At 44.4% G+C, this 13,089-nt stretch carries 11 protein-coding genes and 2 tRNA genes; 7 read left to right on the forward strand and 6 right to left on the reverse strand.

Annotated features, from left to right (window positions below; translation table 11 throughout):
* Positions 1–72 precede the first annotated feature (72 nt).
* Positions 73–804 carry an AzlC family ABC transporter permease gene (locus R7R78_RS04160; RefSeq protein WP_225473113.1) on the forward strand — a complete coding sequence of 244 codons (732 nt, stop codon included), beginning with the start codon at positions 73–75 and terminating at the stop codon, positions 802–804.
* Positions 801–1,109: an AzlD family protein gene (locus tag R7R78_RS04165; protein ID WP_017820198.1), complete on the forward strand. Its 309-nt coding sequence runs from the start codon at positions 801–803 to the stop codon at positions 1,107–1,109. The genes R7R78_RS04160 and R7R78_RS04165 overlap by 4 nt, the downstream gene beginning before the upstream one ends.
* 141 nt (positions 1,110–1,250) lie before the next feature.
* Here R7R78_RS04165 and dld read toward each other — a convergent pair whose 3' ends face one another.
* The 6 genes from dld to R7R78_RS04195 all read right to left on the reverse strand — a co-directional run bounded on the left by dld (position 1,251) and on the right by R7R78_RS04195 (position 7,997).
* Positions 1,251–2,957 (reverse strand): D-lactate dehydrogenase, encoded by a 1,707-nt coding sequence (gene dld / locus R7R78_RS04170; protein ID WP_033907024.1) that lies wholly within the window; start codon positions 2,955–2,957, stop codon positions 1,251–1,253.
* A 382-nt stretch (positions 2,958–3,339) separates the two neighbouring features.
* Positions 3,340–4,242 carry a LysR family transcriptional regulator gene (locus R7R78_RS04175; RefSeq protein WP_225473115.1) on the reverse strand — a complete coding sequence of 301 codons (903 nt, stop codon included), beginning with the start codon at positions 4,240–4,242 and terminating at the stop codon, positions 3,340–3,342.
* Between the two features lie 239 nt (positions 4,243–4,481).
* A tRNA-Gly gene (locus R7R78_RS04180) sits at positions 4,482–4,557 on the reverse strand.
* 36 nt (positions 4,558–4,593) lie between these two features.
* A tRNA-Cys gene (locus tag R7R78_RS04185) sits at positions 4,594–4,667 on the reverse strand.
* A 204-nt stretch (positions 4,668–4,871) separates the two neighbouring features.
* Positions 4,872–6,326 (reverse strand): ATPase RavA stimulator ViaA, encoded by a 1,455-nt coding sequence (viaA, locus tag R7R78_RS04190; protein WP_033907023.1) that lies wholly within the window; start codon positions 6,324–6,326, stop codon positions 4,872–4,874.
* Between the two features lie 9 nt (positions 6,327–6,335).
* Positions 6,336–7,997 carry an ATPase RavA domain-containing protein gene (locus tag R7R78_RS04195; RefSeq protein ID WP_053303672.1) on the reverse strand — a complete coding sequence of 554 codons (1,662 nt, stop codon included), beginning with the start codon at positions 7,995–7,997 and terminating at the stop codon, positions 6,336–6,338.
* Between the two features lie 269 nt (positions 7,998–8,266).
* Between R7R78_RS04195 and R7R78_RS04200 the strand changes: the two genes are divergently transcribed.
* From R7R78_RS04200 to R7R78_RS04220, 5 genes are all read left to right on the forward strand, one after another.
* Positions 8,267–8,782, forward strand: a complete 516-nt coding sequence (locus R7R78_RS04200; protein WP_213969379.1) for an NUDIX hydrolase — start codon at positions 8,267–8,269, stop codon at positions 8,780–8,782.
* A gap of 22 nt (positions 8,783–8,804) precedes the next feature.
* Positions 8,805–9,809: a low-specificity L-threonine aldolase gene (gene ltaE, locus R7R78_RS04205; RefSeq protein ID WP_005375978.1), complete on the forward strand. Its 1,005-nt coding sequence runs from the start codon at positions 8,805–8,807 to the stop codon at positions 9,807–9,809.
* Between the two features lie 78 nt (positions 9,810–9,887).
* A complete protein-coding gene (locus R7R78_RS04210; RefSeq protein ID WP_149192240.1) occupies positions 9,888–10,208 on the forward strand; it encodes a c-type cytochrome in 321 nt (106 codons plus the stop codon).
* A 212-nt stretch (positions 10,209–10,420) separates the two neighbouring features.
* On the forward strand, positions 10,421–11,953 hold the full coding sequence (gene yfcC / locus R7R78_RS04215) for a putative basic amino acid antiporter YfcC (RefSeq protein WP_213877391.1): 1,533 nt from the start codon (positions 10,421–10,423) through the stop codon (positions 11,951–11,953).
* Between the two features lie 110 nt (positions 11,954–12,063).
* Positions 12,064–13,059 (forward strand): succinylglutamate desuccinylase/aspartoacylase family protein, encoded by a 996-nt coding sequence (locus tag R7R78_RS04220; RefSeq protein WP_054574303.1) that lies wholly within the window; start codon positions 12,064–12,066, stop codon positions 13,057–13,059.
* Positions 13,060–13,089 lie beyond the last annotated feature (30 nt).

The following is a 13,089-nucleotide window of genomic DNA, read 5'->3' on the forward strand; positions in this document are numbered from 1 at the left end:
CATGAAGTTTACAAAAGAATAACAAACACACTCGTATGGCACTGCCCCTTTGCCTGCTAGCTAGGTATCTCTATGACAGAAAATACTCAACATCTTCAACGCTCCTCCACTGAGTTGCACGAATTTAATCGGCTTGACGTCTGGAACGGCTTCACCCAACTTTTACCCCTCTCTATGTTCGTGGTCATATTTGGCCTCGCTTTCGGTGTTGCTGCGGTACAGACTGGACTAGATGTATTTCCCACTATGTTGATGAGCACACTGGTCTTCGCCGGTGCTTCACAATTTGCCACGTTAGAAATGTGGGGAGCAGAAGTCCCTCTCATTCCAGTTCTTATTACTGTATTTGCTATTAATGCTCGTCACCTCTTGATGGGAGCCACACTTTATCCATGGTTACGACAACTCCCACCAACAAAACGTTACGGTGTAATGCTGGTAGCATCAGACGCTAACTGGGCAATGGCACTCAATGCATTTGGTAGAAAAGAACCAGGCTTTGGCTTGCTTGTTGGTGGCGGCTTAGCGATGTGGTCTTTTTGGATTGTGGGCACCTGGATCGGCATTTATTTTGGTAGCGCAATCAAAGATCCGGTGGGCCTCGGGCTCGATATGGTTATGGGATGCTTCCTGCTGTCTATGGTGGTGGCTGGGCCGAAAGACTTAAGAATCTTTGCAGTTTGGGCCATAGCAGCAGCCTCTTCTATGTTGGCGTATTGGTATTTGCCAGAGAATAGCCACGTAGTGGTTGGCGCCATTACTGGCGGAGTCTTGGGTGCTTGTTGGAAGGAGAAGAAAGCATGAACATCGAAACAACCTTAGGTGGCACACTGCTTATCATCATCGCTATGGCGCTAGTCACGCTCATAACCCGCTGGGGCGGAGTGTATGTTATGTCATTCATTCCAATTAGCGAACGGGTTCAACGTTTCATTACTGCAATGTCAGGCTCCGTACTGGTTGCCCTTTTAGCTCCGCTAGCAGTAGAGGGTGATAATGGTGCTAGAGCAGCACTGTTTTCTACTGCCGTTGTCATGTTCATCGTGAAAAAGCCTCTACCCGCAATTGCAGCAGGCATCATCGCCGCCGCCGCAGTACGTGCTCTTTAGTCGCTGTTTCAACGCCGATACCAGTCATCAATAAAAAGACCCAAAACACAAAGCCCTGATGTCACAAGTGTCATCAGGGCTTATCTTATGCCCATCATTTTAACGATGAACAACGATTATTAATCATGGAGAGACAGCACATTACGCACAGCAGTTACAATTGCGCTTATATTTGTCCATTTTACCAATACCAGGGTTAAAGGTATTGGTTGGGTCTAATTCGTGGTAAAACTTCTGCAACGAGTTTTCGGCTTCATACAAGTGACCCACGTTATGTTCTGCTGGGTATTTGGCACCACGGCTATTGAGGTGCTCTAGCATCAGCTTTTTCATCAACTTCGTGTCAGTCCCTTTTTTGAAAATGTAATCTTGATGGAAGACGTAACACATAAAGTGACCATAATAGAGCGCTTGAACAAGGTTCTTACTTACCTCTTCAGGCAAAGTTTCTAGCCACTCTTCATCATTACGTCGCAATGCAATATCAAGTGCAACGATGTCTTCTACGTCTTTTCGGTGAATCGTCTCGTAACGAATTGCTGCACCTGCTGCTGCAAAGCGATGTAAATAAGCTTTTTTACCCTCTTCCGGCGTACACTCGAAGAAATCACAGTCGTCTTCAACAGCCCAAACTTCTTTGAGGTATTTTTGTGCTTCAGCAATACCACCATCACTCATTTTCAATACCAGGTGATGCTCATACTTGTCACGGAAATCCAGCATTCGCTCTGGTAAGTGTTGTGGGAACAACTTGCTCGCGTAGTACAAAATGGTGTCTGGCAGATATTTACTGACAAACGGGATGCGCTCTAAGAAGTTTTCTACCTTAGCTTTAAGTGCGAACATTTTTGGCAGCTTATCTGTGCCTAACAAGTCGATGGATAAGAACACATCCTTGCCGTACTTCTCTGCCATGTTGAAGATATCTCGATGCAAGTATTCTCCCATCTCAGGCAAGTTATCAAACGTAGATAAGAAGTCTTTTCGCAACTTCGTTAGTTTCGCAGGGTCATTGGTGCCAAGGTAAAAAACCTGCTCTTTTTCGGGTACTGGGTAGCTGTCAACCCGAACGGCAAAAACACCCAACTTTCCAGCACAGCCACTGGCTTCAAATAATCGGCGTTCATCGGCATTAAAGCGAGAAGGAATGTCAGAAGTCACGTCTCGAACACGTTCATCGTATTCTTTGTCTGATGCCATTCGCTCATCATGAATGATCTTCGCTGGGTCAAAGTTCCCTTCTTGCAGGTTTGTTAGAATTTCTTCTGGCGTTTCACCTAATCCTTCAATACCAAGGTGGTTCACCAAATGTAACTGGCCTTGCTTATCGACCTGCGCATAGATCGCCAGTTCCGTATAAGCAGGACCACGCTTAACTAGCGCACCGCCTGAGTTATTGGCGATACCACCGACCACAGTGGCACCTAGCGATGAAGAGCCGATGATAGAATGCGGTGCTCGGTTCACTGCCTTCAACTCTTTCTCCAAAGAGTGTAAGCTCGCACCAGGCAAGCAAACCGCCTGCTTACCGCCATCTAATAAGTGAATCTTCTTGATTTTGGTAATATTGATCACAACCACATCGCGATCATAATCATTACCACTCGGAGCCGAGCCCTCTGTTAAACCTGTTTTAGCCGCCTGCATGATAATGATGCAGTTTGCTTCAACACACTGTTTAATAATCTTCCATTGTTCTAGAAGAGTGTTAGGAAACACGATAGCAAGCGCATTACCACTACCCGAACGAAACCCCGAGCGGTAATATTTCGTTTTAACCTCGTCGGTTAGAACATTTTCTTCCCCAACGATGGCTTTAAATTCTTCAATCAGCTGCTTTTGTTTCATATCCGTATCTCTAGTTATTGTACTTCGCTCACAACACCGCTTAGCGGCAGGCATGGCGTTTGAGCCACTATAAGCAGTCCATTTCTCTGCGTCTATGTCAGACGGGCGAGCAATACGTAATCAATAAACAACAAACAAAATAATTCTTTATTTTTCTGTCACTTATCTTTCACATTTGAGAAATTTAACGTAAGAAACAGACCGTTTCTTAAAAGAAACAATAGCAAAACCATTTGTTAACAGTTGTGCGGGGTATCTTGTTATCAATATTAGTGAAGAAAACGAGGAGAAGCGTAAGCTCCTAAATTTAAGAGGATTCTTAGAAATGAAGATGGAAACATAAGCTCAACACCAACATAACGATCGGTGTTGAGTTATTGGCTTAAAATCGATGGCTTTGACTTTGAAAGCTTGTGTATAGATGATCGATAAAGATCTTAATTTTTTCTGGTTGCTGACGAGTGTAGGGATACACCGCATAAATACCCAAACATTTGGCGGTTTCGTCTTTAAATAACTGAATCAGACTGCCTTGTTTTAAGTCTTCATAAACCAAGACACGCGGCACATAGATGATTCCCTGCCCTAACAGCGCCACATTTCTCAATACAGAAGAATTGTTGGTACAGAGATTACCGTCGACGGTGATTTGATATACCTCGTCTCCATCTTTAAACGCCCACTCATGCGCTCCGGTTTCTTGGTAGGAATAGACTAAACAATTGTGTTTAGCCAAGGCTTGAGGTTGTTTAGGTATGCCATGTTTAGCTAGGTATTGGGGTGACGCGCAAATGATCCAATTCGCATCCACCAGCTTTCTTGCAATCAGACTAGAATCTGGCAACACACCCGTTCTAATTGCCAAATCAAAACGTTCATTCACGATATCGACGAAACGATTATCTAGATCCATATCGATATTGATGTCTGGGTATTTCTGATTAAATTCATTAATCACTTGAGGAAGAATTAATTCACCAGAGATAGTAGGCACCGAAATTTTAATGTGTCCAGATAAGTTTTTACCTAAACCCACAATGGATTCTTCCGCCGTTGCCACCGCTTGATAAACCGCTTTTGCATGAGTAAAAAACGCTCGTCCTGCTTCAGTCAACGTTAGCGTTCGCGTTGTTCGGTAGAGAAGCTGTACACCAAGCTCTTGTTCAAGCTTGGCAATGCGTTTACTGACGACCGATTTGGTCAGTGACATATGTCTCGCGGCAGCACTGAATGAACCTTGCTCGATCAAGTGATAAAAAATGATGTAATCGTCGGTATTTCTCATGCGTCTTCGTCAAATCCTTTGGAAGCCCGTATTGTAAACTGAAATTGGCTGAGGTGCGAAACATCGGGTCACACTTAATATCAGAAACTCGTGACAGAGATGGTGTTGCTAAGCTCACAGGTAATGAAAAAGAGATGGTGTGAATTTATCAGTCTTCAGATACAAAAAAACCAGCTTTCGCTGGTTTTAAGTTGATGCACTTGGCATCGAGATACCGCCATGGCCATATCTGAATAATTTGGAGCGACACACGAGGTTCGAACTCGTGACCTCAACCTTGGCAAGGTTGCGCTCTACCAACTGAGCTAGTGTCGCATTTTTCTCGAAAGCCATTTGCTCTCAAAAGAATAATGGAGGCGCCTCCCGGAGTCGAACCGAGGTCCACGGATTTGCAATCCGCTGCATAGCCACTCTGCCAAGGCGCCTTTTTATTACGCTTCAGGGCTCTACCCCGTTGCGTTGGTGGCTACTTTACGGATTGAGGGAAGATAGTCAAACAAAAATATTTCATTTTCTGTTCGTTTGATTTCTTTTAAGTCAATTCGACCAAAGTTCGATCTTATTGGCTTAAAACGAAGCAATATAAATCTCGCTTTCAGTTCGTTTTGTCCCATGAAACATTAAGGCGTTTAATAGTTGCTGACCCTTTTTAGCAATCTTCCCACAACATTAGGGTGATAAGACCAAGTGTGATCAAACATCGACATTAATGCAGGATTTCCGTATTTCGATAAGCTAATCGCGTGAAAACGGTTTTTCTTCGCTTTGAGCGCATCCACTTTGGCCAGTAACTCGTCTTGTTGTTTTGGCGCGATAAAGTCGGAAATGACTACCATGTCTGCGTTTTTATATTTATCACCGCTCATCAAGTCGATAGATTTAATCAAAGTTGGCTCTAAGTCTGTACCACCATGGAAGCTATAAGTTAGAAAGTCCGCCGCCTCGCGCAGACCATCTTGTTTGGTTAGTTCGTAGGTAATGTGTTCCGTAGAAAAAATAATGACATAGCAATCACGTTGCTCCGCTAGTGCGATTTGCATCAGAGCATAAGCCATGGCTTTGGCGCATTGCTCAGGAAAGCCACTCATGGAACCGGACGCGTCCACACAAACAATGAAGGGGCCTTTTTCGATATCTACCGCTTTATGGTCAGGTCGGTGAGCTTTAACTTTACGTAACGTGCGCGATTTGCCTTGTGTACGATAGTTCATGAGCCGTTTATCAACTAAGTGTTTATAGAACACAACTTCAAGTTCAGGATACGCCAAAAACATCGTTTCGTTGGGAAGTAGCTTATTTAGATCATCGCTTTCGTGAATACCGACAATATCATCCGTCGCCTCATCACTTTTCTCTTCGACCAATTGAAGTTCTTCAGTGGGCGCACGATTTAGTTCAGGATCATTTACTTGCCCCGCCATACGACCGAGTTGCTCCGCAATTTCTTGCAAGCCTTGGTGCTTCTTCAGAAACTCAGCATGGCGTTTCATCACCGTTAAGTCTGTTTTACTCAACTTGGCAGATGCCATATCCCACAGGCGCCCTACACTTTCAGCGTCACCCGACTCCGTGACTTTATCCATATTACGCATGGTTTCCATACGTTGATACAGGTCATTCAGCACCTTTTCTTTATTGGCTTCAAGCTCGCTTACTTGCGCTTGTTTTATTGCATCGGTGAGGCTTTGGTACCATTGATCACAAAAGTAATGTGGGAACATAGGGTTATTCATCCCTTTGTTCTTTTCCATCATTCGGCGAGCTTGCATGTAAAACGCAGAGTGCCATTCCAGCTTTTTAATCACATCTTCGATGTTTTCAAAAAACGCCTCTTCATCCCAATGAATAACCTCTTGATATAAAGACAGCTCTTGTTGGAAACGCTCTGTCTCACATACCTTGGTGATCCGTTTTTTAACACTGCCTCGCCACTTTAACAAGTGACCTTTGACCGAAGATTTAACACCTCTGTTTTCTGCCATCATCATGACTTGTGAACGCGCCATCAAATCATTAACTGCGCTATCGATGATGCCGGAGTCGGCCACCATCAGCGCGAGGTTAAGTCCGTCTGCACCTAGCATGTCGTCTCCTTATGAGAAAAACTGATGTAAGTTTTTAAAGCGTTGGATAACTTTTTCACTTTCTGCTTGGATTGATTCAAGTCTCTGACTAACCTGTTGCAGACTCGACTCCATTAGGCGGGGTAATTCAGGATCAACAAAGCTATGCGGAAGCGCATCATGAAAGTTCGCTTTCACCTTGCGCATATGGTGTTCTGCCTCACTAAGCTGATTTACGGCTTTTTCGCTCTGCGTTAACCACTTTTGGTAGAGCTCTACATCCAAGCCCTCTTGAGTCACTAGGCTAACCAGAATGCCTCGGTTCGCGATATCACGGATAACTAGGTTATTCGCCGCGTCAACGTCAAATCGTAAACGGCACATGTTGGTGTTTTGATTGACGTAACCATACACATCACCGCTTCCCTCTTTAATGACTCGATCTAACTCATCTTTGGGTACATAAACCCAGCGGCTATCACCTTTTTCTGATTCTGAAACCGACATGTTGCTTTGCAAGACAACCAATTTAACTAAGTTAACGGCTGCGCCAACTTTGTACATCTTGGCTTTAGAGGTATCAAAGCGCATGGTTTCTTTACGCAAAATACCCGTTGCCGCTTCAGACGTTAACGTCATGCGGTAGGCATCTTCAAGTTCATGTTGAACATCAACCAAAGACTCACGGCAGTACTCAATTTCCTGCTCCGCGTCTTGTTGATCAAATGCATGTTTTAAGGCGAACTCTTGAACCACTTCACGTACCACATCTCGCGATTCAGGACTGTTCCATAAACAATCTTGCAACAGTAGAAGGTCAAGCGGATTTATTTCATCGCGACCATTAAAAAACGCGCTCGCTTTTAACAACTTCACGGCTTTCTTCCAGCGGCGGTCAGAGACATACATGTCGGTATTGGCCACATCACCAAACTGAGCTTCAACTTTGCTTTCTAACATCGTTTTAAGCTGGAAAAGCTTTTCGAATGCATTGTCGGTTAGCGTCAATTTGTCGAGCTGTTGTTGCCATTGATGATATTCTTCATCAGTTATCGCTAGGCCTTCTGGTACTTGTGCCTCTTGCGATGTGCCCACAGTCAACATCGACTTAAAGTTTTGTTTATTCTGAATTCGATTCACAAACACACGCACCAACATGCGGTCGTAGAGCGCATCCAATCCACTATCTTCATCGGGTAATTCATTGGAAGCCGATACTAACAGGCGCATTGGCACACGCTCGATATCGCTGCCATTTTTGAATGTTTTCTCATTAACCACTGTCAGCAATGTGTTAAGAATTGCAGGCCCCGCCTTCCAGATTTCATCCAAAAATACGACTTGTGCAGTTGGCAAATACCCTTTAGTTAAGCGAACATAACGGCCGTTGTCTTTTAGCTCTTGGATACTCAGTGGCCCAAACACCTCTTCAGGGGTTGAGAAGCGCGTCATCAGGTATTCGAAGTAACTGCTGTTATCGAACGCTTGGATGAGTCGTTTGGCAATTAAGCTTTTTGCAATACCAGGGGGACCTAAAAGAAAAACACTTTCACCAGCAAGTGCAGCAAGAAGGCAGAGCTTGATCGTATGTTCACGCTCATAAACGCCATCCGTTAACGCTTTCGCCAATTTATTGATGCGTTCTGAGAGAAGCGCTTTTTCGGCATTTGAGGCAAATAAGGTTTGTGTCATACGTTCTCCGGCTACTGAAGTGGTATTGCGTTAACATTTTTATACACTTGTTATAACTTTGTTACAAATATATTTTGTCGAATTCCCCTTATAGCAGATGCTTTTCCGCTTCTTGACGAAGCAATCAAAGTTTCCATTTATGAGACATTGCTCACTTAAAGTGCAAACGCTTTCGTCGTGTTGCAGTATTTTTTGCTTTTGTTTCCCACCATTTGTGGTTAATGTCGAAAAACGTCAAAAATGCGGTAACAGCTAGGGTTCATAACTGCATGAGCAAGATAATTTATAAATGGAAGCAAATTTCTCTGATTGAAGAAGACGTTATGCTTCCTACAGGACAGGCAATTACGCACACCACAATCCATCATCCGGGTGCTGCGGTGATTCTCCCTATTACAGCGGAGGGTGAGATTGTCCTTGTCCACCAATTTCGGCCTTCACTTAATAAATGGCTATTGGAACTTCCTGCTGGTACCAGAGAAGGCAACGAAGAGCCACTCTGCTGCGCCAAAAGAGAGTTAGAGGAAGAAACTGGGTTTAGTGCAGAGAAATTCACGTCTCTCGGCCAAGTCACCCCTCTTGCCGGATTTTGTGATGAGATACAGTATCTATTTGTTGCCGAAAAGCTTAACAAAACGAACCGTTACGAGTGCGATGAAGACGAAGTGATTGAGGTCGTCACCTTGTCAATCAAGCAACTCGAAGAAAAGATTGTCGATGGCACGATCACCGATGCCAAAACGATCGCTTGCTTAAGCAAAGCGCGCCTTTGCGGATATATTTAGGACTTTGACCAAGGAGACATTCATGGATTTTCGATCAGATACCGTTACACAGCCCACCCAAGCCATGCGAGAAGCCATGTTTAAGGCCCCCGTTGGGGATGATGTTTATGGTGATGACCCTACGGTCAATGAGCTTGAAAAATTTGCTGCGCAGCTTGCTGGTTTCGAAGCAGCTTTGTTTACCACTTCAGGCACTCAAGCCAATCTGCTCGGTTTAATGGCGCATTGCGAGCGGGGAGATGAATATCTATGTGGGCAACAAGCACATAACTACAAATACGAAGCTGGTGGCGCGGCGGTTTTGGGATCAATTCAACCTCAACCAGTCGAAAATAACCCAGATGGCACGCTACCATTTGATAAACTGGCTGCTGCGATTAAACCAGATGATTGTCACTTTGCTCGCACTAAGCTTCTCAGCTTAGAAAACACAATTAATGGTAAAGTACTGCCTCTGTCTTACTTAGCAGAAGCACGTGACTTCGTGAATAAACATAACTTGCAGATGCATCTAGATGGCGCTCGCGTTTTTAACGCAGCCGTTGCACTTGATGTTCCGGTAAAAGAGATCGGTCAGTACTTTGATTCAATGACGATCTGTCTGTCGAAAGGTCTGGCTGCCCCTGTTGGCTCGCTACTGCTTGGTAGCAAAGACTACATCGCAAAAGCACGTCGCTTAAGAAAGATGGTCGGCGGTGGTATGCGTCAAGCGGGTATTCTTGCCGCAGCAGGCAAACTTGCCCTTACCGAACAAGTGGAACAGCTAAAACAAGATCACATCAACGCAAAAACCTTAGCGGAAGGCTTAGCAGAACTGCCTGGTTTTTCAGTCAACCCTGAATTTGTTCAAACGAACATCGTGTTCGCGAAGCTTGATCCTCAAGTGGACATAGTAAGTATCGCTGCGAAACTAAAGGAACAAAACATCACGATAACCCCTGGAAATCCAATTCGTTTTGTAACTCATAAAGATATTTCAGCGAAAGACATCGACACTTTCTTATCAAGTATAAAATCTCTACTTTAATTTGATTTTGATCATTGAGCTTCCCCTAAGGGGAAGCTTTATTGTATCGGCATGATTTCTAGCGAATAGATAACTTCCATGCTCAGATTTGTACTTTTAATCTCTTTTATTTTCTCTTCCGCTATCTATGCCGAACCGTTTGGTGATGCTGATAAAGGTAAAATCAAATCACCTAGCTGTGTCTATTGTCACGGTGTTACAGGCATCGCAACGAACAACACCTATCCAAGCCTTGCTGGTCAAAATGCTCAGTACCTTTACAATGCCATGAAATCTTATCAAGCCGGTGAGCGTAAAGGGCCACTTGCAGAAATGATGGCAGCACAGTTAAAAATGTTAAATGATGAAGACCTTCGTGATGTCGCTGCTTTTTATGCAGAACAGACAGAAATCAAGTGATTAGATCACCTGTAGATGTACTATGAAAGCTCGTGAATCATCCAAACTCAACGCATATTGAAACATTAAGCCAACATTTGACCACAAAACAATCAAATTAACTTCACTTCAAATATTTGATGAATTTATAGTTCAACATAAGCATTAATATTGACTTTTTATTCTATTTTATCGATATTTCATGCTTTATTGAATTTAACGTGAAGTAAGTTATGTCTCACACACATGCGCAACCAGCAGACTCGGTTGCTACCCCCAAGTCGTGGCAGATGCCAGATACCCTCATTTTGATCTTCATTGTTGGTATTCTTGCTGCGATTCTTACCTACTTAATTCCTGCTGGTCATTTTGATAGCCAACAGGTGACCTACATGGTCGACGGTGCAGAAAAAACTCGCACAGTTATCGATCCTTCTTCTTTCTCTTATGCAACCGACGAAAACGGTGAATTGGTTTACAACAAGGTTGGCCTGTTTGCTTCTGGTGGTGGCATTGGTCTAATGAACTTCCCTTTCGAAGGGCTAGTTTCTGGCTCTAAATGGGGCAGCGCAATCGGCGTGATTATGTTCATGTTGGTTATCGGCGGTGCTTTCGGCGTTGTAATGCGCACAGGCACAATCGATAACGGTATCCTGCGCCTTATCGATAAGACCAAAGGTAACGAAGCTCTATTCATTCCAGTGCTATTTTTGCTGTTCTCGCTAGGCGGTGCGGTATTTGGTATGGGTGAAGAAGCCGTAGCGTTTGCGATTATTATCGCGCCGCTTATGGTTCGCCTTGGTTATGATGGTATCACTACGGTAATGGTTACCTATGTTGCGACTCAAATTGGCTTCGCTACTTCTTGGATGAACCCTTTTTCCGTCGCTATTGCGCAAGGCATTGCGGGTGTACCTGTTTTATCCGGCATGACAGTACGCATGGGGTTATGGGCTGGCTTTACGTTAATCGGTATCGCTTTCACAATGATCTACGCCGCTCGTGTGAAGTCAAATCCTAAACTTTCTTACAGCCATCGCACAGACCTGTATTTCCGTCAGCAAGAGCTTGGCAATCAAGATTCTCGTTGGAACCTAGGTGACACACTCGTTATCCTTACGGTTATTGCGACCACGGTGTGGGTCGTTTGGGGCGTAGTCGCTAACGCATGGTACATCCCAGAAATCGCGTCTCAATTTTTCACTATGGGCTTTGTTGTCGCGATCATCGGTACGATTTTCCGCCTGAACGGTATGACGCTAAACTGCGCAGCTGATGCATTTAAAGAAGGTGCAGCTATTATGCTTGCACCTGCCCTATTAGTGGGTTGTGCAAAAGGGGTATTGTTGATCCTTGGTGGTGGTACAACTGATGAAGCGAGTGTACTGAACTCAATTCTAAACAGTGCTGGCGGCGTGATCAGTGGGCTTCCTGACGTAGCTGCAGCATGGTTAATGTATGTATTCCAATCTATCTTCAACTTCTTTGTCACTTCAGGCTCCGGACAAGCGGCACTAACGATGCCTCTACTGGCCCCTCTGGCAGACATTGCAGGAGTTACGCGCCAAGTCGCAGTTTTGTCATTCCAACTTGGCGATGGCTTTACTAACGTTATCGTCCCTACTTCGGCATCTCTCATGGCAACGCTTGGTGTCTGCCGTATCGACTGGGGTGACTGGGCAAAATTCTGCTGGCGATTTATTCTATTACTCTTTACCCTATCAAGTATCGTCGTTATCGCAGCTCATATTATGGGTTTTGCGTAAAACGAAACCAATTGGTAATTAAGGCGAGACATGTTCTCGCCTTATTAATATTCATGGTATGACGACGCTAAGGTTTTAGATTAGCTTATGGTTTTGGAGTGGTAACTTTAATGGCAACACAATTTCTCGATGACGTGATTCAGGGTCATCAAGTGATTCAATCTCTCAATGTAGCAGACCTAAATTCGGGCGAGCATAAGTTTTGGTTTCGCATCGCAACGAATGCTCTCTCTCAGTGGCAACACCTACCTGTACTAGTGTTCAAAGGTGAAAAACCTGGCAAGAAAATCATGATTACCGCAGGGGTTCATGGTGATGAGTACAATGGTGTGTTAGCAGCGCAGAAAACTGCTCGAGAGCTCATCGGCACTGAAGTCGCTGGTACTGTCACTATTGTTCCAACCATTAACATGCCAGGTATGCTAAACCACAGCCGCGATTTCTATTCCGCAGACCCTGATGCGTCTCCTGCAAACTTAAACCGCTTTTTTCCTGGTGACCAAAACGGCAATGAGGCCCAACGTTACTTATATGCATTGTGGAATGATTTGCTCAAGCCAAATGCTGATTTAGCCATTGACCTTCACACTCAAACCAGTGGTGCGGCCTATCCACTTTACGTGTTTGCAGATTTCCGAATCGAGCAATCATTAGAAATGGCTCGCCTCATTAATCCTGATGCGATTTTAAATGATCCTGGAGATGCTGGCGTCCTTGAAACGGTTTGGAATAACCATGGTGTCCCAAGTATTACTGTTGAAGTAGGTATGGGGCGATACACCGAGCAAGAACTTATCAGCCGAACTGTAACAGGCATTTTTAATGTGCTGAAAAAGCATAACATTGTTGAAGGTGATATGGACCCTATTACGTCATGCTTGGAAGGAAACGAAATCGTCAGTGTGAAAGCGACACACGGCGGCTTTGTACTGCCTCATGTCAGTTTGATGAATTTTGTCGAGCAAGGCCAACTTCTTGCGATTCAATACGACAGCTTTGGCGCTGAGATTAAACGCTACACCGCCCCAACAAGCGGCACAGTACTTAGCCACAATGTTGAATCTATTCGAGCACCAGGTTCCCTGATCGTTCGTTTGATTAAGTAAACCATAACCGTTTGTTGATAGATCAACCTT

It is taken from the genome of Vibrio sp. 2134-1, assembly GCF_033339495.1.

Excerpts from the sequence above, each read along its gene's own strand:
- R7R78_RS04210 (WP_149192240.1), top strand. The coding sequence starts at position 9,888 with ATGCTCAGATTTGTACTTTTAATCTCTTTTATTTTCTCTTCCGCTATC.
- dld (WP_033907024.1), bottom strand. The coding sequence starts at position 2,957 with ATGAAACAAAAGCAGCTGATTGAAGAATTTAAAGCCATCGTTGGGGAA.
- R7R78_RS04175 (WP_225473115.1), bottom strand. The coding sequence starts at position 4,242 with ATGAGAAATACCGACGATTACATCATTTTTTATCACTTGATCGAGCAA.
- R7R78_RS04220 (WP_054574303.1), top strand. The coding sequence starts at position 12,064 with ATGGCAACACAATTTCTCGATGACGTGATTCAGGGTCATCAAGTGATT.
- R7R78_RS04195 (WP_053303672.1), bottom strand. The coding sequence starts at position 7,997 with ATGACACAAACCTTATTTGCCTCAAATGCCGAAAAAGCGCTTCTCTCA.
- viaA (WP_033907023.1), bottom strand. The coding sequence starts at position 6,326 with ATGCTAGGTGCAGACGGACTTAACCTCGCGCTGATGGTGGCCGACTCC.
- R7R78_RS04165 (WP_017820198.1), top strand. The coding sequence starts at position 801 with ATGAACATCGAAACAACCTTAGGTGGCACACTGCTTATCATCATCGCT.
- ltaE (WP_005375978.1), top strand. The coding sequence starts at position 8,805 with ATGGATTTTCGATCAGATACCGTTACACAGCCCACCCAAGCCATGCGA.
- yfcC (WP_213877391.1), top strand. The coding sequence starts at position 10,421 with ATGTCTCACACACATGCGCAACCAGCAGACTCGGTTGCTACCCCCAAG.
- R7R78_RS04200 (WP_213969379.1), top strand. The coding sequence starts at position 8,267 with ATGAGCAAGATAATTTATAAATGGAAGCAAATTTCTCTGATTGAAGAA.
- R7R78_RS04160 (WP_225473113.1), top strand. The coding sequence starts at position 73 with ATGACAGAAAATACTCAACATCTTCAACGCTCCTCCACTGAGTTGCAC.